The sequence below is a fragment of the Neobacillus drentensis genome (genome assembly GCF_021560175.1).
Lineage (GTDB): Bacteria > Bacillota > Bacilli > Bacillales > Cytobacillaceae > Neobacillus > Neobacillus drentensis_A.
The window spans coordinates 629,383-655,969 of sequence record NZ_CP091110.1; the positions used below are offsets into that span (position 1 = coordinate 629,383).

At 39.8% G+C, this 26,587-nt stretch carries 28 protein-coding genes; 18 read left to right on the forward strand and 10 right to left on the reverse strand.

The genetic code is table 11. The annotated features are described in order from the left end of the window. Nucleotides 1-2 precede the first annotated feature (2 nt). The 7 genes from L1999_RS03050 (at nt 3) to L1999_RS03080 (ending at nt 7,919) form a co-directional block, all read left to right on the forward strand. Nucleotides 3-902: a carbohydrate ABC transporter permease gene (locus L1999_RS03050; RefSeq protein ID WP_235742160.1), complete on the forward strand. Its 900-nt coding sequence runs from the start codon at nt 3-5 to the stop codon at nt 900-902. Between the two features lie 262 nt (nt 903-1,164). Further along, nucleotides 1,165-2,772, forward strand: a complete 1,608-nt coding sequence (locus L1999_RS03055; protein WP_235742161.1) for an ABC transporter substrate-binding protein — start codon at nt 1,165-1,167, stop codon at nt 2,770-2,772. Between the two features lie 100 nt (nt 2,773-2,872). Then, a complete protein-coding gene (locus L1999_RS03060) occupies nt 2,873-3,853 on the forward strand; it encodes a carbohydrate kinase family protein (RefSeq protein ID WP_235742162.1) in 981 nt (326 codons plus the stop codon). Nucleotides 3,854-3,855: 2 nt separating this feature from the next. Beyond that, nucleotides 3,856-5,334 carry a glycoside hydrolase family 32 protein gene (locus tag L1999_RS03065; protein ID WP_235742163.1) on the forward strand — a complete coding sequence of 493 codons (1,479 nt, stop codon included), beginning with the start codon at nt 3,856-3,858 and terminating at the stop codon, nt 5,332-5,334. A gap of 16 nt (nt 5,335-5,350) precedes the next feature. Continuing rightward, a complete protein-coding gene (locus L1999_RS03070; RefSeq protein ID WP_235742164.1) occupies nt 5,351-5,917 on the forward strand; it encodes a YesL family protein in 567 nt (188 codons plus the stop codon). Between the two features lie 199 nt (nt 5,918-6,116). Next, complete coding sequence (locus L1999_RS03075) at nt 6,117-7,082, forward strand: quinone oxidoreductase family protein (protein WP_235742165.1); 966 nt, start codon at nt 6,117-6,119, stop codon at nt 7,080-7,082. 15 nt (nt 7,083-7,097) lie between these two features. Then, complete coding sequence (locus L1999_RS03080; RefSeq protein ID WP_235742166.1) at nt 7,098-7,919, forward strand: MBL fold metallo-hydrolase; 822 nt, start codon at nt 7,098-7,100, stop codon at nt 7,917-7,919. Nucleotides 7,920-8,613: 694 nt separating this feature from the next. On the opposite strand, the gene L1999_RS03085 is transcribed toward L1999_RS03080, so the two are convergent. Beyond that, nucleotides 8,614-9,366: an SAM-dependent methyltransferase gene (locus L1999_RS03085; protein ID WP_235742167.1), complete on the reverse strand. Its 753-nt coding sequence runs from the start codon at nt 9,364-9,366 to the stop codon at nt 8,614-8,616. A gap of 162 nt (nt 9,367-9,528) precedes the next feature. On the opposite strand from L1999_RS03085, the gene L1999_RS03090 reads away from it, so the two are divergent. Continuing rightward, nucleotides 9,529-9,912 (forward strand): TerB family tellurite resistance protein, encoded by a 384-nt coding sequence (locus tag L1999_RS03090; protein ID WP_235742168.1) that lies wholly within the window; start codon nt 9,529-9,531, stop codon nt 9,910-9,912. A 38-nt stretch (nt 9,913-9,950) separates the two neighbouring features. Here L1999_RS03090 and L1999_RS03095 read toward each other — a convergent pair whose 3' ends face one another. Then, entirely contained in the window at nt 9,951-10,484 is a 534-nt protein-coding gene (locus tag L1999_RS03095; RefSeq protein ID WP_235742169.1) for a GNAT family N-acetyltransferase, read from the reverse strand. Nucleotides 10,485-10,523: 39 nt separating this feature from the next. Beyond that, nucleotides 10,524-10,676, reverse strand: coding sequence for a hypothetical protein (locus tag L1999_RS03100; RefSeq protein WP_235742170.1), 153 nt, complete (start codon nt 10,674-10,676; stop codon nt 10,524-10,526). Nucleotides 10,677-10,861: 185 nt separating this feature from the next. Here L1999_RS03100 and L1999_RS03105 point away from each other — a divergent pair, with 185 nt between their 5' ends. Then, a complete protein-coding gene (locus L1999_RS03105) occupies nt 10,862-12,412 on the forward strand; it encodes a bifunctional GNAT family N-acetyltransferase/carbon-nitrogen hydrolase family protein (RefSeq protein ID WP_235742171.1) in 1,551 nt (516 codons plus the stop codon). A gap of 242 nt (nt 12,413-12,654) precedes the next feature. Beyond that, on the forward strand, nt 12,655-12,933 hold the full coding sequence (locus tag L1999_RS03110; protein WP_235742172.1) for a DUF1292 domain-containing protein: 279 nt from the start codon (nt 12,655-12,657) through the stop codon (nt 12,931-12,933). A 141-nt stretch (nt 12,934-13,074) separates the two neighbouring features. On the opposite strand, the gene L1999_RS03115 is transcribed toward L1999_RS03110, so the two are convergent. Beyond that, on the reverse strand, nt 13,075-13,266 hold the full coding sequence (locus L1999_RS03115) for a hypothetical protein (protein ID WP_235742173.1): 192 nt from the start codon (nt 13,264-13,266) through the stop codon (nt 13,075-13,077). Between the two features lie 308 nt (nt 13,267-13,574). Here L1999_RS03115 and L1999_RS03120 point away from each other — a divergent pair, with 308 nt between their 5' ends. Beyond that, the gene (locus L1999_RS03120; RefSeq protein ID WP_235742174.1) at nt 13,575-14,249 is read left to right on the forward strand and encodes a YetF domain-containing protein; all 675 of its coding nucleotides are present in this window, start codon (nt 13,575-13,577) and stop codon (nt 14,247-14,249) included. Between the two features lie 89 nt (nt 14,250-14,338). Here the strand turns inward: L1999_RS03120 and L1999_RS03125 are convergent, their stop codons facing one another. Further along, on the reverse strand, nt 14,339-15,703 hold the full coding sequence (locus L1999_RS03125; RefSeq protein WP_235742175.1) for a S8 family peptidase: 1,365 nt from the start codon (nt 15,701-15,703) through the stop codon (nt 14,339-14,341). A 410-nt stretch (nt 15,704-16,113) separates the two neighbouring features. Between L1999_RS03125 and L1999_RS03130 the strand changes: the two genes are divergently transcribed. Further along, nucleotides 16,114-16,539, forward strand: coding sequence for an ASCH domain-containing protein (locus L1999_RS03130; RefSeq protein ID WP_235742176.1), 426 nt, complete (start codon nt 16,114-16,116; stop codon nt 16,537-16,539). A 50-nt stretch (nt 16,540-16,589) separates the two neighbouring features. On the opposite strand, the gene L1999_RS03135 is transcribed toward L1999_RS03130, so the two are convergent. Next, entirely contained in the window at nt 16,590-17,513 is a 924-nt protein-coding gene (locus L1999_RS03135; protein ID WP_235742177.1) for a PD-(D/E)XK nuclease family protein, read from the reverse strand. A 139-nt stretch (nt 17,514-17,652) separates the two neighbouring features. Here L1999_RS03135 and L1999_RS03140 point away from each other — a divergent pair, with 139 nt between their 5' ends. After that, nucleotides 17,653-18,219: an MOSC domain-containing protein gene (locus L1999_RS03140; RefSeq protein WP_235742178.1), complete on the forward strand. Its 567-nt coding sequence runs from the start codon at nt 17,653-17,655 to the stop codon at nt 18,217-18,219. Between the two features lie 64 nt (nt 18,220-18,283). Here L1999_RS03140 and L1999_RS03145 read toward each other — a convergent pair whose 3' ends face one another. Further along, the gene (locus L1999_RS03145) at nt 18,284-18,988 is read right to left on the reverse strand and encodes a DUF421 domain-containing protein (protein ID WP_235742179.1); all 705 of its coding nucleotides are present in this window, start codon (nt 18,986-18,988) and stop codon (nt 18,284-18,286) included. A 792-nt stretch (nt 18,989-19,780) separates the two neighbouring features. Here L1999_RS03145 and L1999_RS03150 point away from each other — a divergent pair. Continuing rightward, the gene (locus tag L1999_RS03150) at nt 19,781-19,954 is read left to right on the forward strand and encodes a hypothetical protein (RefSeq protein WP_235742180.1); all 174 of its coding nucleotides are present in this window, start codon (nt 19,781-19,783) and stop codon (nt 19,952-19,954) included. Between the two features lie 81 nt (nt 19,955-20,035). Here L1999_RS03150 and L1999_RS03155 read toward each other — a convergent pair whose 3' ends face one another. Further along, nucleotides 20,036-20,251 carry a heavy-metal-associated domain-containing protein gene (locus L1999_RS03155; RefSeq protein ID WP_430540003.1) on the reverse strand — a complete coding sequence of 72 codons (216 nt, stop codon included), beginning with the start codon at nt 20,249-20,251 and terminating at the stop codon, nt 20,036-20,038. 232 nt (nt 20,252-20,483) lie between these two features. Next, entirely contained in the window at nt 20,484-20,855 is a 372-nt protein-coding gene (locus tag L1999_RS03160; RefSeq protein WP_235744233.1) for a DUF1284 domain-containing protein, read from the reverse strand. Between the two features lie 198 nt (nt 20,856-21,053). On the opposite strand from L1999_RS03160, the gene L1999_RS03165 reads away from it, so the two are divergent. Beyond that, nucleotides 21,054-21,593: a CcdC protein domain-containing protein gene (locus L1999_RS03165; protein WP_235742182.1), complete on the forward strand. Its 540-nt coding sequence runs from the start codon at nt 21,054-21,056 to the stop codon at nt 21,591-21,593. Between the two features lie 75 nt (nt 21,594-21,668). On the opposite strand, the gene L1999_RS03170 is transcribed toward L1999_RS03165, so the two are convergent. Next, a complete protein-coding gene (locus L1999_RS03170; RefSeq protein WP_235742183.1) occupies nt 21,669-22,133 on the reverse strand; it encodes a PTS sugar transporter subunit IIA in 465 nt (154 codons plus the stop codon). A gap of 275 nt (nt 22,134-22,408) precedes the next feature. Here L1999_RS03170 and L1999_RS03175 point away from each other — a divergent pair, with 275 nt between their 5' ends. From L1999_RS03175 to L1999_RS03185, 3 genes are all read left to right on the forward strand, one after another. Further along, nucleotides 22,409-23,404 (forward strand): LacI family DNA-binding transcriptional regulator, encoded by a 996-nt coding sequence (locus L1999_RS03175; RefSeq protein ID WP_235742184.1) that lies wholly within the window; start codon nt 22,409-22,411, stop codon nt 23,402-23,404. Between the two features lie 192 nt (nt 23,405-23,596). After that, nucleotides 23,597-25,045: a sucrose-specific PTS transporter subunit IIBC gene (locus tag L1999_RS03180; protein WP_235742185.1), complete on the forward strand. Its 1,449-nt coding sequence runs from the start codon at nt 23,597-23,599 to the stop codon at nt 25,043-25,045. A 64-nt stretch (nt 25,046-25,109) separates the two neighbouring features. Then, nucleotides 25,110-26,579 carry a glycoside hydrolase family 32 protein gene (locus L1999_RS03185; protein ID WP_235742186.1) on the forward strand — a complete coding sequence of 490 codons (1,470 nt, stop codon included), beginning with the start codon at nt 25,110-25,112 and terminating at the stop codon, nt 26,577-26,579. The last annotated feature ends 8 nt before the right edge of the window (nt 26,580-26,587 follow it).

The following is a 26,587-nucleotide window of genomic DNA, read 5'->3' on the forward strand; positions in this document are numbered from 1 at the left end:
ACATGGCAAGTACAGTAAAAAAAATAAAATCAAAAGAAGATAAGATATTTGACGTGGTTAATACCATTTTCTTATCGCTGATTTGCTTGGCGGTATTATATCCATTATATTTCGTCATTATTGCTTCCATCAGCAACCCGAATATGGTCTATAACGGTGATGTTTGGCTTTTCCCGAAGGATATCACTTTTGAAGGATACAAGCGAATTTTCAGCGACCCGAAAATTTGGCTCGGGTATAAAAACACGGTGGTATACACTGTTGTTGGAACGATTGTACAGGTTTCACTGACACTAATGGCAGCTTATGCGCTCTCACGCAAGGACTTTTACGGAAAAAGCTTTTTTATGATGGTGATCCTTTTCACGATGTTCTTTAATGGGGGGTTAATCCCAACCTATTTAGTGGTCAAGGATTTAGGAATGCTTAATACAATTTGGGCCATGATTCTTCCTAAAGCAGTCGCGGTTTGGAATCTGATAGTAGCCAGAAGTTTCTTTGAAGAGAATATACCGAATGAACTTCTTGAGGCAGGGAAAATTGATGGATGTTCTAACACTAGATTTTTCCTGAAAGTGGTACTGCCGCTTTCTAAACCAATCATAGCGGTTATGGTTTTGTTTTACGCAGTTGGACAATGGAACTCGTACTTTGATGCCCTCATCTATTTAAATGATGAGAGTCTTTATCCTTTGCAATTAATCTTGAGAAATATTCTGACCCAAAATCAGCTTAGCATCAAAATGTTAAGCGATCTTGATAACCTTGCAGCGCAGCAGCAGGTAGGAGAAATCATTAAATATGGAATTATTATTGTGGGAGCCCTCCCATTGTTAATTGTTTATCCATTTGTTCAAAGGCATTTTGTTAAAGGTGTATTAATTGGCGGAGTAAAGGGATGATCATTTAGATAACCGCAACCATTTCGCCATTTTATAAAAATAGGCTGTGTTAACAGATACTTTTGAATTTGAGCCATGTTGATTGGAGTGGAGGGCGTGAAGACTCCTGCGGGAGTACGGGGCTGGGGAGACCCCGCAGGCGCTTAAGCGCCGAGGAGGCTCCCCGGACCGCCCGCGGAAAGCGAAACGCCTGGAACGGAAATCAACATCCAAGTTAACACAGCCTGAAAATAAAAAAATAATCATAAAGGGAGAGCACGACATGAAAAAGTCATGGGTAAGGAATTCACTGGTTTTATCAATTAGTTTATCTGCTATTCTCGCTGGCTGCTCGAATAGTTCAAACAGCAATGCAAGTGAAAAGAAAGTCAATGTGAAGATGAATGAAACTGGCTTACCGATTGTTGATAAAAACATAACGTTGAATTTTGTATCACCTAAATCCTCTTTAGCTCCAAATTTTAAAGACATGACACTGTTCAAGGAGCTGCAGAAACAGACTCATGTTCAAGTTAAGTGGAACAACATTCCAAGTGAAGGATATCAAGAGAAGAAAAACCTACTGCTCTCAAGCGGAGATTTACCAGATGCCTTTTATAATTCCGGATTTACAGATTTAGATATTGTGAAGTATGCAAAAGATGGAACGATCATTCCTCTCGATAAATTAATAGATAAGTATATGCCTAACCTAAAAAAGAGATTAGAAGAAAGACCAGCTCTAAAGAGTGTGATCACTGCTCCTGATGGACACATTTATTCACTGCCGAGAGCAGAGGAAATGGACCTTGTTGGATTGCCGAACACCATGTACATAAACAAAACATGGCTGGATAAGTTAGGTTTGAAAATGCCGACTACCGTTGAAGAATATCATGATGTCCTAAAAGCGTTCCAGGATAAAGACGCCAACGGAAACGGCAAAAAAGATGAGATTGGGTTAACGTATCTATTTAATGGCTGGTGTGGAAACTTTGGTGATATGATTGCTGCTTTTGGTGTTCCTGACAACAATGACCACCGTATTGTCCGTGATGGAAAAGTCATCTTCAGTGCGGTGCAGCCGGAATATAAGAAGGCAATTGCTTATTACCATAAGTGGGTGAAAGAAGGAATCCTTGATCCCGAAGCAACCACCCAGGATCAAGCAAAATTATTCTCAAAAGGGAAAACAAAAGACGAAACACTTGGTTCGTTTATTTGGTGGGAAGATACTGAACTAGTCGGAACGGACCGTCAAGATGACTATGCGGTTCTGCCGCCTCTTAAAGGACCAGATGGAACACCGATTGTAGGACGTTCTAATTACTCTGAATACAGCCGTGATGCTTTTGTAATCACGAAAGCCAATAAATATCCAGAGATTACGGCAAGATGGGTGGACCAGTTATATGATCCAAAAGAATCGGCTCAGGTTGACTGGGGTCCACTTGGTGAAATTTATGAAGAAGATGCAAATGGAATGCTTGTAAATAAAGAATTGCCAGCTGGTGTGGCAATGGGAGAATTCCGTCAAAAAGTAGCTCCTGGAGGACCATTCGTGGTATTAAAAGATGACTTCGGAAAAGTAGTCGACATGGAGCCGCGTGCAAAAGAACGTTTGGCAATTTTAGATAAGTATTATCGTCCATATGCTGAAAAAGAAAACTATCCACAAGTTTTCTTTAATGAAGAGGATACCAAACGAGTCAATCAGCTGCAGACCGATATTACTCAGTTTGTTAATCAAAAACAAGCGCACTGGCTGCAAGATGGTGGGATCGAAAAGGAATGGGATAGTTATGTAAAACAATTAGACCAAATGGGACTTCCTGAGCTAATGAAACTATACCAAAAAGGTCTTGATAATTTTAATAAGAACAATAAATAATTCGTGGATTTATTAGAGGGCAGAACATTAAGGGTGCCGCCTTTGTTCTGCCTTATTTTTTCTAAGGTACACTGAAAAATAAGGAGACAGGTGAACATACATGTACGATATTACAGCAATCGGGGAGGTACTGATTGATTTTACACCTTCCGGGTTTTCAGAAAATGGAGGGATTCTGTTTGAACAGAATCCAGGCGGTGCGCCAGCAAACGTTTTGGCCGTATTATCTAAGTTTCAAAAAAGAACTAGATTTATAGGGAAAGTTGGAAACGATCAGTTTGGAACTTTTTTAAGAAATACATTGCAGCAAATCAATGTGGATACTTCAGGGCTAGTGACCTCTGTACATACCAATACAACTTTAGCTTTTGTCCACCTGGATCATACGGGGGATCGAACATTTAGTTTTTATCGTGATCCTGGGGCAGATACAACCTTAGAAGTGGAAGAGATAAACTTTGAAACGATTAAAGATTCACGGATATTTCACTTTGGCTCTGTATCAATGACGAATAACCCTTCTGCTGAAACCACCCTGGCAGCCGTTTCTTTTGCGAAAGAAAACGGTGTTCTTATTTCCTTTGATCCAAATTTACGGGAATCGTTATGGGGAAGTTTAGAACATGCCAAAGAGATGATGTTCAAAGGGCTTCAATTATCCGATATTGTAAAAATTTCTGAGGAAGAATTAGTGTTTCTTACCGGGGTTAGTGATTTAGAAGAAGGATCCAAACTGATATGGGAAAACTATCAAGTTCCATTATTGTTTATCACTTTAGGTGGAAATGGCTGCTTTTTCAGGCATGGAGAAAAAACAGGTCTAGTACCGGGATATGAAGTAAATGTACAAGATACTACAGGAGCAGGAGACGGATTCCTTGGAGGGGTTCTTTATAAGGTTCTTGAGAAAGACGGCAAGATCGATAACTTATCGAAGGAAGAATTAACAGAAATAGCTTCGTTTGCTAACGCTGTAGGCGCATTAGCTACATCCAAAAGAGGTGCGATTCTAAGTATGCCTACTCTCGATGAGACAAAAACACTGATTACTTCAAAGGTAACGACAAAGGAGAACATATAACTATGGTAATTGAGAAATCTAATTTGCTAAGTTCAGAAAAGTACACAGAAAACTATCGGCCGCAGTATCATTTTACACCAGAAACCAATTGGATGAACGACCCCAACGGGATGGTATATTTTGAAGGAGAATATCATTTGTTTTATCAATATCATCCGTATAGCACAGTATGGGGCCCCATGCATTGGGGACACGCGGTAAGCACGGATTTGATTCATTGGGAGCATCTGCCGATTGCTTTATATCCTGACGAAAATGGTACAATTTTCTCCGGAAGTGCGGTAGTGGATTGGAAGGATTCCAGCGGATTTTTTAACGGAGGAACAGGCCTTGTGGCCATCTTCACTTCAGCAGATGGACCAAAACAAACGCAAAGCATCGCTTATAGTACGGACAAAGGGAGAACCTGGATTACATATGCTGGGAACCCCGTTTTAATTGATCATACTATCGCAGATTTCCGCGACCCAAAAGTATTCTGGCACGAAGAGTCACATAAGTGGATCATGATTTTAGCTGTTGGCAACCATGTAAGAATCTATCTTTCAGATGACTTAAAAACTTGGGACTTTGCAAGTGAATTTGGCAGGACAGCCGGTTCCCATAACGGAGTATGGGAGTGTCCGGACCTGTTTAAATTGCCAATTGGGGATACGGATAAGAAGAAATGGGTCATGATTGTCAGCATCGGAAACGATGATGCGCACCCAGAAGGTTCCCGAACGCAGTATTTTGTTGGAGAATTCGATGGAAAAACGTTTATCAATGATAATTCGGATGAAACGGTTTTGTGGGTCGACTACGGCCGTGACAATTATGCAGGAGTAACCTGGTCGGATACATTGGACGAAAGACGGGTATTTATCGGCTGGATGAGTAATTGGAAATACGCTAACATCACACCGACGAAAGAATGGAGAAGCGCTATGACCCTGCCAAGGGAGTTGTCACTTCACAACACGCCTGAAGGCATCCGATTAACACAGACTCCTGTAAAGGAAATAGAAAGTCTTCGGAAAGAAAACAGAAAATGGCAAGATTTAATCATTCACTCAAATTCCGACAATGTGCTATCCGATTGTAAAGGAAAAGAAATCGAAATACTGGCTGAGTTTGAACTGAATTCTGCAACGGAATTTGGATTAGAAGTAAGGACTTCAAATGAAGAAAAGACAATTATTGGATATGATGCAGTAAAAGAGGAACTATTTATCAACCGTGAGCATTCAGGTGAAACTTCTTTCCATCCGTTATTCGCTTGTAGACACTCTGCAAGAGTAAAACCAGAGGAAAATCGAGTGAAACTTCGTTTATTCTTGGACTGGTCTTCAGTTGAAGTGTTTGCTAATAGTGGTGAAACGATCATGACAGACCTAATTTTTCCGAGCAGCACAAGTGAGGGATTAGCATTGTTTGCAAGTGGAGGAGATGTTACACTCGTCTCATTAGAAGTCTATCAGTTAAACTCAATCTGGAAATAAAAAGGGGAAGTCATCCATGAATATCCTAAATAGTCGAATGCTGAGGGGCATTGAAAGAATGGTAGACCTATTTTTATTGAATCTGATCTGGCTTATTGTATGCATTCCAGTGGTGACCATTTTTCCAGCGACAACTGCGATGTATGGCGTGATTCGAAAATGGGTTATAGGCAAAGAAACAGACGGGGTTTTCCGAACCTTTTTCGGGTTATTCCGGGAATGTTTTTTTCAGAGCATGGGACTCTCGATCCCATGGTTTGGATTAGCCTATCTAATTTTTCTCAATTATCAACTGGTGCATTCGAACATGCTAATGATGGGTATTCTTGGGGTGTTAGCTCTATTATTTTTATCGATAACTGTTTATTTATTTCCCGTAATGGCTCATTTTGAGACTAAGTGGAAACATATCATTCGAAATTCACTTATAATGGCCATTTCTTATCCTTTGACAACAGTCTTGTTAATTGGGATTCTCCTCATTTCGCTCTATCTTATTTATTTAATACCGGCAATGATTTTTATTGTGGGAAGCATTTCTGTTTATGGATCCTATACCGTTTGCCATAGGTTATTTACGTGATTCTGTTTGATTCAAAAATTCAAATGAAACTATGAGGCTTGATGTTTGTTGCTGCAAACACAAGCCTTTATACTTTTGTTATTAATACACCCTTTTTACCTTTCCTCTGAGTGAAGCCTCCTTTTATTACTTGCTTTCTAAAGGACATTTCTAAATAATAAAAGCGTAAACAAATTTTGAACGAATGAGGGTATTTTAGTTGAAAGCATTAGTATTTAATACATTTGGCGGTCCAGAAGTTCTCGAATTTACAGAAATGGATAATCCAACGATCGGTCACGAGGAGATTCTCGTAAACATGAAGGCGATAGGCCTGAACTTTGCTGATATATACAGAAGAAAAGGGAACTACCACTTAGCGGGCAAACCTCCTTATATTTTAGGGTATGAAGGGGCTGGTATTGTTGAAAAGGTAGGAGCGAATGTAGAAGGGATAAAGGTGGGCGACCGAATTGCCTTCGCTGATGTACCGTATGCGAACGCGGAGTTGGTTGCTGTCCCATTTGAAAAAGCAATCCCAGTTCCGGAATCCATCTCATTGAATGATGCGGCATCTGTCTTGCTTCAAGGATTAACTGCACACTATTTATCCCGGGATAGTTATGCTGTCAAAGAGAATGACGTGGTTCTGGTACATGCTGCTGCTGGTGGTGTAGGACAGCTGCTTGTTCAAATTGTAAACCTGCTCGGGGGAAAAGTAATCGGTTTAACATCATCTGTGGAAAAAGCGGCTGCCGCAAAGGATGCGGGAGCGAAAACGGTTTTCTTGTATCAGGATGATTGGAAAAAACAAGTGATGGAAGTAACCGGAGGAAAAGGAGTCGATGTGGTTTTTGACTCAGTAGGGTCGACCCTCTCCGACAGTTTTGAGGCTACACGTGTTGGTGGCACCGTTGTGTTTTATGGAATGGCCGGAGGAGACCCAGCTCCTGTAGATCCAAGGATGTTAATGGATACATCGAAAACCCTGACAGGCGGCGACCTGTGGAACGTACTAACCTCACGCGCGGAACGGATTGTTCGTTCAAAGGAGCTCTTCCGCTGGATGGAAGAGGGGAAAGTCCGAGTAGCAGAGCCCACCGTTTTCGCACTGAAGGATGGCGAGGAGGCTCATCGGTATCTTGAAAGCCGTAAAAGTACAGGAAAAATATTATTAATTCCTTAGGGAGAAGGAGCGGTCATGATTCAATTTCAAAATGAATCCATAACGGTGTTTCAAAGTACATTATTTCAGACGACCTGTACGGTAGCTGTGACAGAGGACCTCGTCATCGTGGTGGACCCGAACTGGCTGCCACATGAGATAGAGGAAATCAAGGAGCATGTTGCAAGTGTTCAAGGAGATAGAGAAGTGTATCTTCTGTTTACACATGGGGACTTTGACCATATCATCGGGTATCATGCGTTCCCTGGGGCGAAAGTGATTGCCAGTAAAGGATTGCAGGAACATCCGCAAAAAGAGCAAAAGGTAGAGCTGATTCAGCAATTTTATAATGAGTATTATATTGAGCCTCCCTATACGATTGGCTTTCCGGAAGTAGATTACGTGATTCGTGAAGATGGGGAGCAGCTAGTACTGGGGGAGACGACACTAACCTTTTACCATGCGCAGGGTCATACGCCTGATGGCTTATTTACGTTAGTCGAGCCGCTTGGGCTATGGATTGCGGGTGATTACCTTTCTGATTTTGAGCTGCCGTTTATTTATTACAGTGCTAAAGCATATGAGGAAACACTTCGGAAGGCAGAACAAGTATTGTTGAATCATAGAGTGTCCTTGCTGGTGCCTGGGCATGGGCAGGCAACGGACAGTCAGGAAGAGATGGGGCGCCGGATTCAACTGTCACAGGATTATTTGAGGCGCTTGATAGCTGCTGTGATGGAGGAGGATGCTGCCCAGCTGAGCGGTTTGGAAAAGGAAATGCCATTTCCGTCTAACTTTACGAAGGAGTGTCATAAAGACAATGTAGAGATTGTGCGGAAGGAGTATTATGGTGGCTGATGAGGGATATTTGTCGGATGTAGAAGATTTATAGACAGTTTCTATAAGCTTCAGTGAATTTTGTCTAATAGAATATTTGTAAAAGACATTTTAAAAAATTAATGGATGAGTTTGTCTGATAGGAGGGGTCTATAAGACAAAATTGATGACTTGGGGTTGGGTTTTGTCCAATAGGGCGGGTCTATAAGACAAAATGGATGACTTGTGGTTGTTTTTGTCCAATAGGGCGGATCTATAAGACAAAATGGATGACTTGGTGTTGTTTTTGTCCAATAGGGCGGGTCTATAAGACAAAATGGATGACTTTGAGTTGGGTTTTGTCCAATAGGCCGGATCTATAAGACAAAATGGATGACTTGGGGTTGTTTTTGTCCAATAGGGCGGGTCTATAAGACAAAATGGATGACTTGGGGATGGGTTTTGTCCAATAGGGCGGGTCTATAAGACAAAATGGATGACTTTGAGTTGTTTTTGTCCAATAGGGCGGGTCTATAAGACAAAATGGATGACTTTGAGTTGGGTTTTGTCCAATAGGGCGGATCTATAAGACAAAATGGATGACTTTGAGTTGGTTTTGTCCAATAGGCCGGGCCTATTAGACAATATGGATAACTTTGAGTTGGTTTTGCTAATCCGAGCTAATCATCTAAAAAGTGTTCTTCTAGAAATTTCCTTACTTAGTACTCCAATTCTTCTACAAATTCCTATACAAATACAACCCAAACCCCAAAGTATCGCGGCCCCATTGCAAATAGGTCCGTCTCCAAGATCGGATCCGCTCTAGCATTGCCTCAACATCGGGGTCCTCTGGATGCTCCAAACAATAATTCTCGATAGAAGAGGAATAAAGCCACTCATAATCATCCCATTCCTCATCATCTGCCACATAGGACCAGAGCGGGATTAATCCTAACTCCTCACCGACCCTGACCGTATCAGCATGACTTTTACATTCAGATTCATCTGCACCGCCAAGTGCCTCTAAATACTCTGAGCTAGGTGACTGCTTCCAATATCCTTCACCAACTAAAATATAACCATTCTTTTTAACAAGATTTTTAAGTGTCCTTAGGGTCTCCTCAAGACCACCCAAAGCGTGAGTCGAACCGATGCAAACTCCGAAATCAAAACTCCCAAGTCCTAATCCTTTCACGGCAGCACCTGCATCTGCAGCGATATAGTCAATGCTATCCTCTGGTATCCGCGTGGCTACCCGTCGTTTTGCTTCTTCAATTGCACCATCATACAATTCAATGGCCGTCCCCTTTACCTGATAGCTTTCCACTAAGCGGATTAACAGTTCACATTTTCCGGCACCAATATCGATCACCTTATCGTTAGGCTTTGGAGCCGTCATTCCTATCATTTTCATGAGCTTAGCTTCACCGATCGGATTAGCAAATGCGTGATTACGATGGGCTATCGCTGAAAATTTATTTCGATCCATTATTTTATCTCCTTTTATCTTCCCTACTGCATAAACTAATCAATAGTATATCAATTTATTATTCTAATTCAGGAACCTGAGCCGCTGTTTAATCAATCTTTTAAAAAGATGAAACCTAGTCCAACCTTTTTCGTATAAATAAGAAAGAAAGGAGATGAAGCGATGTTTTTAGCAGAACTTCAGCGAGAGGAAAAGACCGCTTTTCTTGAACTTGCTGTTTTAATCGCATCCATTGATGGGAATTTATCTATATTTGAAACCTCCATACTGAACAAGTATCAGAAGGAATTGGGGCTGGAGGATTATAAACCGACAGGGATGGATCTAAGAGATATACTCGAAAGCTTCAAAAGTGAACGAACTAAAAATATTGTTTTAACAGAACTCTTCCAATTGATTTATTCAGATGGTGTCTTCCATGACCAGGAAAGCAAATTTGTCCGGCTGATAAAGGAACACTTTGGATTTGAGACAGATGAATTTGGGAGCTTCAAGGGATGGATTGATAAAATAAAAGAATTATCTTTAACCAAAGAGAAATGGTAACGACCGGGATCCAGCTTACTAAAGTTCTGGGTCCATTTTTATTTTCGCAGCTTTAACCACTCATCCTCTAACATACTCATTTCCCATAAACTCCAGTATTCGTCCCCATTCTTACTTGAATCCCGAAGTAAACCTTCTTTTATAAAACCGGCCTTTTCGTAGCAGGCAATCGCCGCAATATTAAAGTCAAATACCCCGAGGCTCACTCGATGTAAATGTAGTTGATCAAAAGCAATCTTAAGAATTGCCTTGATCATTTGCTGGCCTATTCCTTTACCTCTAACATCTTGACTACCGACTAGCACTTTGCCAATTCTCGCGGAGTTACTTTTTCTGTCAATTCTTCCTAATGAGATATGTCCGATCACATCCCTGGTTTCTTGATCGATTACTTTATAAACTAAGGTACTTGAATCCTCCTTATTGGCACTTTTTATGTATTCTTCTAATTGCTCTTCCGTTAAGGGGTAGTCGAATCCAGGACCGCTCCATTGAAGCAGAAATGCAGGCGAATCAATCCAGCTAATCAGTTGTTGAAAATCTGCTCGTTCAAAATAGTGTAGTTCAATCATGAATGGACCTCCTTTTTGGTGAATTTAAAAGTTTACCAATCACTTTAACTGATCTTTCGTTAAATCAGTAAGCAATTCCACAATTTTCTCATTTGTCTTATTAAGTTTTTTTAACTGAGTTTCTATCGATAAAATAGTGGCAATGACCAGTAATGTAATTAGTAATCCTACTATTCCTAAGATAATTGTCATCTGCTCTCATCCTTTCAGAACCAGTATACCTTATAAAGTGTATTCTCCACCGTTCTAGGCAACTCCTTCTAAGGAAAAAATTAACTAAGAATCTGTAATTAAGTATTTTATTGGGAACTATAAATAAAGAATAGTTTACTTTTTAAAAAATAAGGGTAAGACTCTTATCGAGAGGGTGAGAGATAGTGACTGAAACAGATGTATCCAAATATGAAAAGAAAATCATTATCCGCAACATACGGATGGAAGATATTGATGAGATTATAGAATTAGGCAAGGTATGCTTTCCGAATATGGAACCTTGGAAGCAGGAACAGCTCCGCAGTCATATCCGCATTTTTCCTGAAGGCCAGTTCTGTGTGGAATACGAAGACAAAATTGTCGGCTCCTGTTCAAGTCTTATTATCAATTTTGATGAATACAAAAACCAACACACTTGGAATACCATAACAGACAACGGGTATATCACCAATCATGACCCAGAGGGATTTAACCTTTACGGAATTGAGGTAATGGTCGATCCCGAATACCGCCGCATGAAGCTGGGCCATCGACTTTATGAAGCACGAAAGGAACTGGCCCGTGAGTTAAACCTGCAAAGCATTATTATTGGCGGACGTATTCCCAACTATCACTTATACAAAGATCAAATGACAGCCCGTGAATATGTTGATGCCGTTGAAAGACACAGCATTTATGATCCGGTGTTATCCTTCCAGCTCCTGCAGGGATTTAGGATTAAACGGATTAATTCCCGATACCTGCCTGATGACAAGGCATCAGAGGCATTTGCGACGCTAATGGAATGGAACAATATCGATTATCATCCGAAGTCCCGGCGCGTGTACCGTGCAGCAGATCCTGTCCGAATCTGTGCGATCCAATATATGATGAAAAAAATTGACTGCTATGACGAGTTTAAGCGGCAGGTTGAATATTATGTCAACGTGGCAGCAGACTTCGGTTCTGATTTTGCGGTATTTCCAGAAATCTTTACCACGCAATTGATGTCCTACTTAGAAGAAAAAAGACCTGACCAGGCAGTAAGGCTGCTAGCAACTCATACGGATCAATATATCGAATTGTTTACAGAACTAGCGGTTCGATACAATGTTAATATTGTCGGAGGCTCCCATTTTGTGGAAGACAATGGTGAGATTTATAATGTAGCCTATCTATTCCGGAGGGATGGGACGATTGAGAAGCAGTCTAAATTACATATCACCCCGAATGAGCGGAAATGGTGGGGAATTTCGGAAGGTAATGAATTCAATGTATTTGAAACGGATTGTGGGAAAATCGCGATTCTCATTTGTTACGATATTGAATTTCCCGAACTTGGCCGAATGGCTGTCGATATGGGGGCCAACATCATCTTTGTTCCATTCTGTACAGATGACCGCCAAGGCTATTTACGGGTAAGGTATTGTGCTCAGGCACGGGCAATTGAGAATCAAATTTATACCTGTATTGCTGGCACGGTGGGGAACTTAACTCATGTGAAGAATATGGACATCCAATACGCACAATCGGGAATTTTCAGCCCATCGGATTTTGAGTTTGCCCGGGATGGAATTGTTGGGGAATGTGATGCCAATATCGATACGGTGGTTGTAGGTGACGTGGATATTGAAAAGTTAAGACGTTCGCAAAAATCCGGCTCGGTCCGGCAATTACAGGATCGCCGGCGGGATTTGTATCGAATTGAATGGAAAAATTTAATGCGTGAATCATAAGAAAAGGCGGACAGTATCAACTACTGTCTGCTTTTTTATAAGGTAAGAAAGTATAAAAGTTTTCGACTTTGAGAATTGTCCAGCTCCAGCGCCTAGCCCCTCGAGGTCACAAGCCAATCCGTCCAAAAGGTTAAAAAGCAACCTTTCGGCCGGCTCGTCTTGTGCTTGTCGGGGCTGAACAAGGCGCTTTCGCTTTTCTTATGTTAAATTTCATAACGATTTACCCTGAAGGGAAAAGTATAATGAGAACCGATAAAGGGGTGGAACTAATGGGTGATGAACCAAGAGATTTTATAACAATTGAAGATAAGAAGGGCAATCGTAAAGAATTCGCTGTAGAGGCATTGTTTGATATGGAGGAAGAATCCTATGCACTTTTAGCGGCGGACGACGAAACAGTTGTCATGAAAATTGAAGGAGAAGAGGGAAACCAGTATTTAGTGGGCATTGAAGATCCACTAGAAAGTGAAGCGATTTTAGATGCCTATCAAATAGCAGTTGAAGAGGCACCCGCGGAATAAGAAAAAATAAGAGAATATAAGAGAAAATTCCTTAGCCAGGTTAATGCCTTAGATGCAGGTACCCATATATTCATACTTAACCTTTTATGGGCTGGACGATTAATTGTTCAGCTCTTTTTATTAAGCTTACTGAATTGAAATTTATCTAATCGGGTGTTTTATATATCTATCAAGATCGGTAATCTGAAGCCCTTTTTTAATAATGGACTTTTTAATCAGCTTAGTTTCATAATACATCGCTTTTGATAAGATACCATTTTCGATATTTTCATTAATATGGAAATAAAATTGAGCTAATACATCAATGGGTAATTTATCATATAAGTTTGGCAAAAATAAATCCTCCGATTTGGAAATATTTTATATTCATCATACCTATCACAATTATTCCAAAATAACTAACTTTTTAAAATATTACGTCACTTCTATATTAAAGGAATAGGATATTTTTTCAACAGCTTTTAAAAAAAAAAATGATCCCTAAACTAGAGGGCTTGCTTGAATGATAAACAGTTAATGGACGCTCTGCTTTAGTTATAAAAGTTAAAGACAGTAACCTGAGAATACATAAAAAAATCTGGGAAATGATAACACTATATATTTAAGGAATCATCTAGGGCCTGTTTAGGAGAGAAAAATGTATGTATTTAGATATTGCTTTGGAATTAATAGTAGGCTTTTTTACCCTCCTCCTAGTATTAAAATTTTTAGGAAAAATTCAGTTTTCACAGATTACCCCGTTTGATTTTATCACTGGATTGGTCATGGGGAATTTTGTAGGGGATGCCGTATTTGATGATCGGATTGATATAACGGAAATCATTTTTACCATTGTCTTTTGGGGACTGCTGATTTATTGTGTAGAAAAATCAACCCAAAAGTTTATGGCATTTAGAGTCATGTTTGAGGGCAAACCAGCATTATTAATTAAAAATGGACAAATCCTATATCAAAGCCTAAAAAAGAATCATATTGATTTAAATCAACTGCAGCAGCAAATGAGAAAGCAAGGTTACTTTTCTATCTTTGAGGCAGAATATGTTATTTTGGAACGGGATGGACAATTAAGCATTGTCCCCAAACATGAATACGGGGCTCCTACAAAACAAGACTTAAATATTCCTAAAAAGAAAGTGAGTTTGCCCTTTGCTCTGATCATGGATGGAAAATTGGTTGTCGGAAATCTTAAAGAAGCAGGATTGACAGAAGAATGGCTTAAAGAACAGTTAACCAATCGAGATATTAACGATTATAGGGATGTATTATATGCAGAGTGGGAGGAAAACAATGGTTTAAACCTGTCTAAATATAACTAGTTTATAGTAATGAGAAATGGAAAATGGCTCGGTTCAGTTGAACGGAGCCATTTTTTATGAAAAATTTGCAAGTAGAGTTGGTTTGACCACTACTTACCCTTTTTCTCTGCCATCTGGAGAGCTGCAGCATTGTTTATAATCCCATTCCCAAAGTAGGGACTTCGTGTGTTTTTACCTACCGGCTGCGCACTGCCGGTAATGATTTTGACTACATCGGTATTTTTTAGCTTTGGATTGACTGAACGGATTAAGCCCGCTAAAGCGGTAACATGTGGTGCCGCCATAGAGGTACCAGAAAGGGAGGCATATTCTCCATTGGAAAAAGTACTTGGAATATCTACACCCGGTGCAGCGACATCCACATAATCTCCGAAGTTTGAGAACTCCGCACGTTTTCCATCCCAATCCACCGCAGCTACCCCCAAGACACCCGGATAGGCAGCGGGATAGCTTCGCTGGCTGGTATTATCATTACCAGCTGCAGAGATGACAACGACATTTTTTTCTAATGCGTAATCAATTGCACTTTCTAAGATATCACAACTTTGATAATTTCCAAGGCTTAAGTTTATCACATCTGCGTCATGGTCTACCGCCCAGCGGATTCCTTTTGCAACGTAAAAAGAACCACCAGTACCATCGGCGCCCATTACCTTTACAGGAATAATCGGGTTATACCACGTGATTCCTGCCATACCCACACCATTATTCGTATCGGCAGCAATAATACCGGCCACATGTGAGCCATGGCCATTATCATCATCTGGCTTGTTGTTGTTATCTATGGCGTTATAGCCGGTTGTTAAACGCCGCGCAAGATCAGGATGATCCAGGTCCACACCAGTATCAACCACTGCAATTTTCACCTTTTTGGAACCGCGGCTAAGGTTCCAACCCCGTTCTGTCCCAATTGCCGGCAAATTCCATTGATAACTTTGGTAATAGGTGTCATTGACCTCATTTGGTATAAAAATATAATGAGGCTCTGCATATTCAACCGCTTGATTTTTGATAAAATATTTTTCCAGTTCATTAGTAGATAAATGGTTTGATTTAAAAATATAAACGGTTTCATGTTGTTCTCTCAGGCTTCCATCAATGTCTTTTAGATATTGATTTATTTTTTCTTGTGGAGGGATTGTTTTGAAATTGACGACGATTTCTTTTTCATAGTAATGGCTTTTGTCCTGCTTATTATGGTGAATCACCTTGATTGCCGGGCTGTTGTTGAGCTTGTGGACGAGTTGATGATTGCTTTTAATCATATTAATTCTTTGAATTTGGCCATTCTGTTGTTGAATATTTTTTACCTGCAAAGGCTTGCTGCCGATATCTGTGCGGGTGATGGTATGGTTCCGCAGTTCTCCTTTATCTAAGAAAAACGGCCGCATGGTAGCAAACAGAATAATGCCTAATCCTAATGTGAAAATACCGAGAATGAACCTATTTCGCATTCCTTCACCTCAAGTGTAAATATTTTATTAATAGCATGTTACATTTAGACACTTTTATGAATAGGGTGGAAAACTAGTTTAGGTTTTAAGTCCATTTTAAGAGTGAACGTATCAATGGTTGTGTCAATTGGTGAATAAAAATTTGAAAGCATCCTTTTAAGCAGGCAGCCAATGGGAAACTTATTGACGACCGTAGTTCAAAAAAATGAGGCACTGGGGTAGTCAATAGAGCGTATTGACGACCGTAGCTCAAAAAAATGACGCACGAGGGTAGTCAACAGGGCGTATTGACGACTTGAGGTCATAAGGACGAGGTCCGAAGGTAGTCAATAGTGCTTAAAAGACTGAATGGGGGAAAGAATCTGGGCGCATACTTTAAAATACATTATTTTTAGGGAGGGATCTGTTTGATGAAGGTTTTATCAATGAAACAGCCTTGGGCTAGCCTTTTTGTATTGAGAGAAGCCGAATATGAAACCAGGACATGGAAAACCACTTACCGGGGCACATTGGCCATCCATACAAGTAAACAGATAGATAAGAAAGCCTGCTCCCACCCAGCCATTCAAGCTTTGCTCGGTAAGCATGGATATACGGTCAATACTCTCCCGACTGGACTAATTATCGCCGTCTGTGAGCTAATTAATTGCTTAGTGGTAACCGACAATCATTCCACATGGGCCGTCCTAGAAAATGGCACCATAGTATCAGAAAACTCCTACTACTTGGGAGACTTCAACGTGGGAAACTATGCATGGGAAGTAAAACACATGCAGTTGCTGGAACAACCCATCCCCGCAAAAGGACACCTAGGCTTATGGGAATACGATATCTAAGTGTCAGCCACCAGTGGACACTGTCTTTTTGTGGTGCCTGACACCATGTTTTAAACTTCACATTTTTCTTTAAAGTTGCAGCGCTGGCATTTGTTGGATGAGTTTTTCTCAAATTGGTCTATGTGTAATGGCTTATTCTTTGCAGGATTTTCGAGATAGCCAAGCATATGATAGATGCTTTCATTCATTAATACTTGAGCAGAGTCAATCTCAAACTGGGACAATTGATATTCCTGGTTTTTGCCTGTTAACAAATACTCATTCCGCAGGACGATGTCTTCAATTGGGATCCCTTGTTTCTGGGCGAGGAACAGGGCATAAAGGGCGAGCTGCTTCCGGTCTTCCTCTGACTCTTTACCAGTTTTCCAATCGACCACAACCCATTTTTCCTGACTTACATCTTTGTATACAAAGTCGAGAACAACAAATACATCAACTCCATTCACTTCAAAGGTTTGAAAATCCTCTGAGTGGAGAACCTGCATTTCTAACTTGTTCAAAATATCTTGATAGGTTTTACTTCTAAAGAAGTTAGCCGCACATAGCCGCAGCTTCGTCTTGGCGGAGCTAATCTCATCAGGGCTCAGCCCTTTTCCGTAGTAAATCTCATGAAGCATCTGATATCGCTTCGGCTTCCGAAACCAATGTGCGCGATTTTTGGTTGAATCCAGATAGGCCTTATTAAGGTGGTGCGTTACCAAGTCAACCATTTCCCTCTCAGTAAAAAGCATTTTCCCATTTAAAAAATTTTTGAGCTGCTGGTCAATCACCTTATGGATGACATCTCCTAAAAGAATCGGGATATTCTTAATATTTTTTAGGCGATAAGCGGCCTTGTTTTCTTCAGGGGCTTCATACTCCCAGCCATTATGAGATTCATAGTATTGATGATAATATTTTCGTGTGCACTCTAAGAATGTCTTATGTCTGGAATTGGACCAGGAAAATTCGGGATAATCGCGGTAAACGTACATACTTTACACCTCTTAATAAAATATAAGCATAGGTTCATTGTATTGGCAGAAGGCTTTAAAAATCAATTGGCATGTTTCATGGATTCAGTATGGTACTATTGTTTTAACATCTTCGACAAATAGAAGTGGAGGTATTTATTTGAAAAAGGCCGCAGCAACCATCATAGGACTATTAATAGCAGACCTTCCAGAGAGCTTCGTGACTAGACGGATTTCTGAAACAATGCTCGAATTCGGCGGAATAAGGGGTGACCGCCATTTTGGGATAACAAGTAAAGCTGATTCAAGACAGCCTATGTTTCCAAGAGGAACGGAAATCCTCAACCGCAGACAGATTACGATTGTCTCCCAAGAGGAATTAGAGCAAATTGCTGATGAACTTGGAATCGACCAGATCAAACCGGAGTGGCTGGGAGCTAACCTGCTAGTAAAGGGATTTCCAGATTTAACGAAACTCACGCTTGGCTCACGAATCCTCTTTCCAAGTGGAGCAGGATTATTTTGTATGGGGGAAAATATGCCTTGTACCTTGCCGGGTGAAGAGATTCAACAGCATTATGAGGGCCATGACAAGCTTGCCACTCGTTTTGTCAAAGCAGGTTATAAGCGAAGGGGAATTGTTTGCGCAGTTGAAAGACCGGGGATTATCCATGAAACGGATGAAGTACAAATTCTACTAAATGACTATGCCAACCCCATGCAGTAGAAGGATCCAACTTTTTTCGGACAGTGGGAATGTGACTGACTCAAAGGCACTTTGAGTCAGTTTATCACTTATATAAAAAAACTTTTAAATTATCTTTAGAATCAAGGGTTGCGAGCAAAACGTTTTTAACCTCCGTTTGATATTTTCGTTCTAACGCCGTATTAACCCAGTTAATATCCTTATGTATTTGTTTTAGCTCCTCTGAATTGATTCTGCCTTCCTTAATAATAATCCTTGGCAATTCAAATGGTTCTGTAGCCATTTTACAGGCAGCTGGCGTAATGGGTTCATATTTTGGGTCTAAAAAGACAGAAATTTTCCCATCGGCTTCCCAAATTGCTAAAGTCACCTTCTTCAGGTCATTAACCTTTTCACCCCGTAATTCTTCTAATAAATCATCAATGGTAATCCTTGCTTTCTTTAATCCTTTGAAAATAATTTCTCCATCCTGAATGAGGGTGATCGGGGCATGATTAACAAGTCGTCTAAACCATGGGATTTTTAGACTAAGAAAAATACCGCCAAGATACAGCACAACCAATACAATCGTCGTTGTCATCGAGCCCTTTAAATCAAGATGGTCGTCTGACAAGGGATGGGCAATAATATTTCCAATCACTAACGCAATCACAAAATCAAGGAGTCTTAACTGGGAGATGGCCCGCTGTCCTAAAACCTTAGCGACAATCAGCAAAAAGAAAAAAACCACGACAGCTCGGAGAATCCATTCCACCATAGTCAGTGTATCCTGGGCTTGAGCAAAATTCATAGAGGACACCGCCCTTCGTACCATAAACTCCCGCTTAGTTTAACACTGATGGTGTTTCCATAATCCTTTATAGACGTTAATTTTTTTAAAAAAATTAGAAGGCCCAGTCCAAGCATTAGGGACTGGGCCTTTTTCTACAAACCAAAGGACATAACAACATTAGGATTATTTTTCTTCTTCAGTATAGGCTTCTACTGTCGTATCTCTACATTCCCAGCATTCAGTCCTATTTCTCTCCATAATCGATAACTCTTTTCCACAAGAAATGCAAATATCCATAGGTCAAGATTCCCCTTTCCAGTGAAAATGTTTTACAAGTATATGAGTACAAATAATCAAATATACCACGGTACTTACAGTTTATGCGGGGTTTGTGCTTTTGCCCTTGTCTAGTTATTTAATTTTTTGGTTAGGAAAAATGAATTTTAATTAGGATGGAGGGGTGGGACGAGTATTAAGGTTATTTGGAAAAGGTTAATTAGTTGGAGAAGAAATAATAGTAGGTTTTGAATGGGATATTTACATTGGATTGATTCAGTTAAGGACAAAGAAGTGTGCAAAGTGGAACCAAAATGACCAAGCGGATTAGGAATTCAATCATTTGGTAACTCCTTTATGAGATATTTAATAATCACAGTATAGGCAATTTTTGTAAAGGGAAAATAGGTTAAATGTAAATTTACTGTAAAATCTTTTAGAAGACAGAGCAGGGGCACTGCAAAAACATAAATTTATCATGAAAAACAAAAGAATTGCAGATAATTTATATATTAGACCCTAAGGAGGAGCCCAATGACCACAAACAATTTTGATCCAAACCTCAATCCAACCGCTAAGAAGAACCAAGAAGAAAAACTTGAAATTAGCTCAACAGGTTATGGACTTGAATCAGTTTCAAAAGAAACTGGAGAAACGCATAATAAACAACAAACAGCAGAGACGAACCAGTCATGCGGAGGTTTATAAACTAAAAAAGATAAAGCTAAAATCCCCCAAACTAACAATTTGGGGGATTTTGGTGTAAGCTGTTAGCTCCTAAACAATAAACTAATCCTGAAGATTTAATCCATGTTGCAGAACTGTCTCTCTAATTTTTTCAGGAGAGACCTGGGTTTCATTATATTCAATTTTCACTTCACCGTCCGCAGTGTCTACCAAGGCTCTCTCAATACCTTCCATCTGCGTAAGGACAGACTCCAGTGATTGAATCGGCTGCTCATTGACAGCTTCTTTTACATAAATAGTTAGATTAGCCACAAGCATCTTCCTTCCAGTTTATTAGCATCTCTCTTATGAAGATTTCCTAATAAGAAAGAAATATTCTCACTATTTTTAAAAAGATAGAGTGAAAATGATGCAGGTCAAAAATTCAGATAACCCTCTACTTAAATACTTTGCGAAATTATAACAGAGAACTATTTTTGACCAGCATCAACAAAGATTAAACAGTATCTGGAGATGACACCTTATAGTAATCTCGCATTTAATTAATTTACTATTTTAAATACTTGTCCCGCAGCTCGCCAATCCCCTCTTTGCATACTCCATAGGAAAGCCAGGAGCAACCCTTACATAGATAATCCAAATCATCTGGTTTGACTTTTTCAGCCGTTAATTGAACTAAATAGGACTTATGATAGACAGCCCCTTCGATTAATTCCAGTTGACGAATGACATTAAGGTCCATTGTTAGGACATGTTCATTGGAACCTGCACTTGCCTCACAGGTGGTTTTTCCCTTATGAGGGCAAGTACAACAAGTATCATCAAGTGCGGCGACAACCCTTATGGGGAAATCCTGTTGCTCATCCCTGATTTGTGTGACAATTGCGCTCATTTTCTTTACAAAATCTGGACTATATCCCATGCCGCGAAAGCCATGGACGCATAATAAATGGTGACCTCGTAAATTCAAACTCAACCATATCACTCCTTCGATTTCATTATACATATTTTCTGAGTTTTTTATAAAAACATGGAGGTGTACTATATAATTCTCTTATATGTTACATATATATGGAAATTATACTTCTCTAACCACTTATTTCTGAATTGGAGGTAAAACATGACTCAACAGTTGTATTCTATCGTCATCATGATCGCTTTATTTTGTTTCGTTATCTATAGGAGGGTACGCCGAAATATTGGCTGGCAGGAACTAAATCCAAGGAAATTAGTGGTCAGGACCTGTATTTTCTTTATAATTGGGCTGATCTTTTTCTCCGGAGGACTTACCCATCCAATCAGCATAATTTCAGATGTGGCGGGGATTATAGCAGGGATTCTGCTCGCTTACTATGGGGCTTCATTAACTACGTTTGAAAAGCGGGAAAAGCATTACTACTACCGCCCCAATACCTGGATTGGAAGTACAGTTACTTTTATCTTTTTAGCTCGATTTATCTACCGATTCTATCGTATGTATACTTCCGGGCTCCTAACAATGTCAGTATCAAACCACCAACCGTCTAGTTATCAAAACATCAGTGCAGCAGTCGGAAGTTCCTGGACAGCAGGATTATTGCTGATTATGTTTTCCTATTACATTTTCTATTATTTGATCTTATTAAAGAAGAGGAAGCAATTAACACATACAGAGAACTAACATGGGGTGTTTTATCTCCTTGTAATGCTAGCTCTAACAAAGCCTCTCTTAAAATTTAAGAGAGGCTAAACAGGATTAACTAATTCTAATTCCTTGTTCATCATGGATGATTTTTTCATTATCACTTAAGTTTGTAAATACTACTGGGGTAATAATGGATGGTACTTTATCTTTAATTAATTCAAAGTCAACCTCGAGCAGCCTTTGTCCCTTTTTAACTGTTTGCCCATCTTTAATTAAGGCAGTGAATCCTTCACCTTTTAAGCTGACGGTTTCCATTCCTACATGAATTAAAATCTCCCTTCCATTATGATCGACAAGGGTCACAGCATGTTTTGTTGGAAATACACTAATGACTTTCCCATCAACTGGAGAGACTACCGTTCCCTTTGTTGGCTGGATGGCAAAGCCATCTCCCATCATTTTCTGCGAAAAAACAGGATCTGGAACAGATTCAATTGGAAGCAGTTGTCCTTCTAACGGTTGTAAAATAAATGGATCATTTTCAGATGTCTTCTTTTTAAATAAGTTTTTAAACATGTGTAAAACCACCTTAATGATTATTTTTACTGTGTAAAATAGTTCGCAACAAGGAACCGGTTCCAAAATTAATTAGCAGATAGAAATAATACAATTTTATTTTAAGGAACAGCAGGAAAAAGTTCAACCGTTTTATTCTAATTGACTATCATATTGGAGAAAATGATTTATACTAAAATAAATTACTCTAAATGAAATGGCTTGGGAAAACGATTAAAATTTAAACAATTGAATTAAAAAATACAATTTTGCTATATGAAAATGGGGATGAAGCTATGAAAACTATTGCAGACATTGCCCGATTATCTGGTGTCGCCAAGAGTACAGTTTCTCGGTACTTAAATGGTGGGTCTGTCAGTGAATTAACGAAAAAAAAGATTGAACGAGTGATAAAAGAAACTGGTTATATCCCCAATACATTTGCCCAAAGTTTAAAGGCAAAGAAACCGAATATTATTGGGACCATTGTGCCCAGGCTGGATTCTTATGCTACTTCGCAAACGTTAATTGGAATTGACCAACAGCTTAGGGAACTAAATTACCAAATGTTAATTTCAAATACCAGTCAGGATCTCGACCGGGAAATTGAAAATATATACACAATGGCTAGGCAAAAGGTCGCAGGAATTATTTTATTGGCCACACAAATTACGGATACACATTTGGAAGCATTTCAACAGCTGCAAATTCCAATATTGCTTGTTGGACAAGAGCATAAAGAGGTATATAGTGTCATTCATAATGATTATGAGGCAGGCTATGATATGGGCAGGTATATCTTGTCTAAAGGCCATCGGAAAATTGCCTATTTAGGTGTCACAGAAAAGGATATAGCGGTAGGAGTGAAGAGAAAGGAAGGCTTTAGAAAAGCCATTCAAGAGGCTCGGGGCTGTGAGGTTAAATACTATGAAACAAGTTTTAGAATGGCTGAATCCATCACCAAAGCACCCCAAATTATTGACGAATTTAACCCATCTTTAATCGTTTGTGCTACCGATAACATCGCTCTGGGTGCAATAAAAGCTGCCCATTTAAAAGGGATCAGAATCCCAGAGGATTTGTCGATTACAGGGTTCGGCGGGTATGAAGTAACAGAAATTGTACACCCTAGTTTAACCACTGTTAAGTTTTATTATAGAGACGCTGGTCAAGTGGCAGCTCAAAGCATGGTTCGACTGTTGAACAGTGAAGACCTGCCCCCAGTTATTTTTTCTAAATATAAAATAATTGAAAGGGAAAGCGTTGACAACTTATATAATCATAAATTATAATGTGTATGGAATCGGTTCCAAAAGGGACCTTTTAATTTAAAGTTAAGTAGAACCGGTTCCCTATTTTTATGATCAGGAATTTTTTTAAAACATTTTGGAACCGGTTCCGTTGTTTCGGGACTTATCATTTATTTTTTTGCAGCGAATTGGAACCGGTACCAACTAAAAAACTATGATAAAGGAGAATGAGTGATGAACTACAAGGAAGTTGCAGTGGCCATTTTGGCTGCAATCGGAGGAAAAGAGAATGTATCTGCTGCTGCACATTGTGCTACCAGGCTGCGTTTAGTAGTAAATGATGAAGACAAGATTGATTCAGCTGCTTTGGATGCTATTGAAACGGTGAAAGGAACATTTTCAACAGGGGGACAATTCCAAATTATCCTAGGTGCCGGAATTGTTAATGAAGTGTATAAGCATTTCATTCATCTTGTTGGTATTTCCGAAATGTCTACAAGTCAGGTAAAAACTGTAGGAGTGAAAAAACAAAATCCAATCTTACAGCTCGTCAAATTGTTATCTGATATTTTTGTACCAATCATCCCAGCTATTGTTGCAGGCGGTCTTTTAATGGGATTAAATAACCTATTAACCGCAAAAGATTTATTTATAGCTGGAAAATCGTTAATCGATGCGAACCCAGGTATCGCTGATTTAGCAGCCATGATAAACACCTTTGCAAACGCTGCCTTCGTGTTCTTGCCTGTTTTAATCGGTTTCTCTGCTACGAAGCGCTTTGGCGGTAATGCCTTTTTAGGAGCAGCACTTGGAATGATTATGGTTCATCCCGATTTGTTAAATGCTTATGGATACGGAGCTGCTTTAATCGACCATAAAGTCCCTGTTTGGAATATACTTGGCTTTGAAATTGAAAAAGTAGGTTATCAAGGAACGGTTTTACCAGTACTAGCTTCTTCCTTTATTCTGGCGAAGATTGAAGTAAACTTACGAAAGGTTATCCCATCTGCGTTGGATAACTTATTAACACCCCTGCTTTCTATTCTTGTAACAGCTGTACTCACATTTGCATTTGTTGGTCCAATTACAAGATCTGCTGGTAACCTTTTTACAGATGGAATTGTTTGGTTATATAACACGACTGGATTTGTTGGCGGCGGGATCTTTGGATTCTTTTATGCTCCAATTGTTATCACAGGTATGCACCAAAGCTTTATAGCGGTTGAAACCCAATTACTATCTGATATGGCCAAAACAGGCGGTTCATTCTTATTCCCAATAGCTGCCATGTCAAACGTAGCTCAGGGAGCTGCAACTCTTGCTGTTTTGCTTATGACGAAAGACAAAAAGATGAAAAGTATTGCCTCTGCTTCAGGTATTTCCGCATTGTTAGGTATTACAGAACCTGCCATGTTTGGTGTCAACTTAAAGCTAAAATATCCGTTCATCGGAGCGATTATTGGAGCCGCTGTGGGCTCAGCCTTTGTCACTTTCTTTAAAGTAAAAGCTGTGGCAATGGGACCAGCGGGTCTTCCAGGTATTATTTCGATTAAGCCAGATTCCATCCCTTACTACTGCATTGGTATGGCCATCTCGATCGTTATAGCATTCATGTTAACAATCGTATTAGGCAAAAGGGATGCTAAGAAGAATTCAGTGAACGTGGAAAAGCAGGCAGCATAATGAATAAAAGGTGAAGGGGGAATCAACTGATTCTCCTTCATTGCTTAAAAGGAGTTTAACAAACATGGTGTGGACAAAAGAGCGGCGTTATCGCCGGATAGAAGATACAAGCAGGGAAGAACTCTTGAAATTGCAATCAGAGGTTAGGGGCTGTGAGTGGCGTCAAACCTTTCACATCCAGCCAGAAACAGGTCTACTAAACGATCCGAATGGATTTTCATATTATAACGGCGAATATCACCTATTTTATCAATGGTTTCCGCTTGGACCTGTACATGGTTTGAAATACTGGTACCATACGAAGTCAAAAGATTTGGTTCATTGGGATAATGTCGGGATCGGAATCGAACCGACGAATCATTATGACAGCCATGGGGCCTATTCAGGAAGTGCAGTCGAACATGAAGGTAAATTGCATTTACTTTATACAGGGAATACACGTGATGAGAATTGGATACGACATCCATACCAATGCCTTGCAATTATGGATAAAACGGGGGAAATTAAAAAATGGGACCAGCCTGTTATATATGATGTACCCCACGGCTATACGGATCATTTTCGTGACCCTAAAGTTTGGAAAAAGGGCAATCACTTCTACGCGGTTATTGGAGCGCAGCGAGAAAATAACACCGGTTGTATCGTGTTATATCGTTCGGAGGATTTGCTGATTTGGAATTTTGTAGGAGAATTGCAAACTAGTCTTCCCTCGTTCGGCTATATGTGGGAGTGTCCGGACTATTTCGAATTGCAGGGACAAGGTGTTTTGATCTTCTCCCCTCAGGGACTGATCCCTGAGGGAGATGAGTTTCAAAACATTTATCAATCTGGTTATATTCTAGGTGAACCTCTGGATCTAAAAAACAGAACCCTAACACACGGCTCTTTTCAAGAATTAGATAGAGGTTTTGATTTTTATGCACCACAAACGATGTTAGACCCGGACGGCAGGAGGCTTTTAGTAGGATGGATGGGGCTGCCGGAAATTGATTATCCGACAGATAAAAATGGGTGGGCCCATTGTTTGACATTACCTAGAGAACTATCCATTCGTGGAGGTAAACTCATTCAACAGCCAGTAAAGGAGCTTAAAGAACTTCGCAAACAACTCTACGTCATAAGGGATGTAATCTCTGATGAGAAGAAGGTCTACGAACATTTTAATGGCACATCTTATGAAATGGAATGTGAGTTTGAAAGTTTTGATGCGGCGGCTTTCGGTGTTGAATTCAGGGCCGGAGAACAGGAAAAAACGGTTGTTAAATACGACACCGCTCAAAAAAAGGTCATTTTAGATCGCACCTTTTCAGGGGAACCAGTTGGCGAAGCGTATGGGACAGAGAGAAAGTGCCCAATGGAAGGCTCAAAAATAAAGTTTCACTTCTTTGTTGATATCTCTTCTGTTGAGATCTTTATAAACGACGGGGAAGAGGTATTTACAAGTCGAATTTTTCCGAATGCTGACAGCAACGAGATTCGTTTTTTTGCAGAAGGTGGAAGAGTATTATTTCAAGCGAGTAAATGGGACATTTAGTAAGAGGA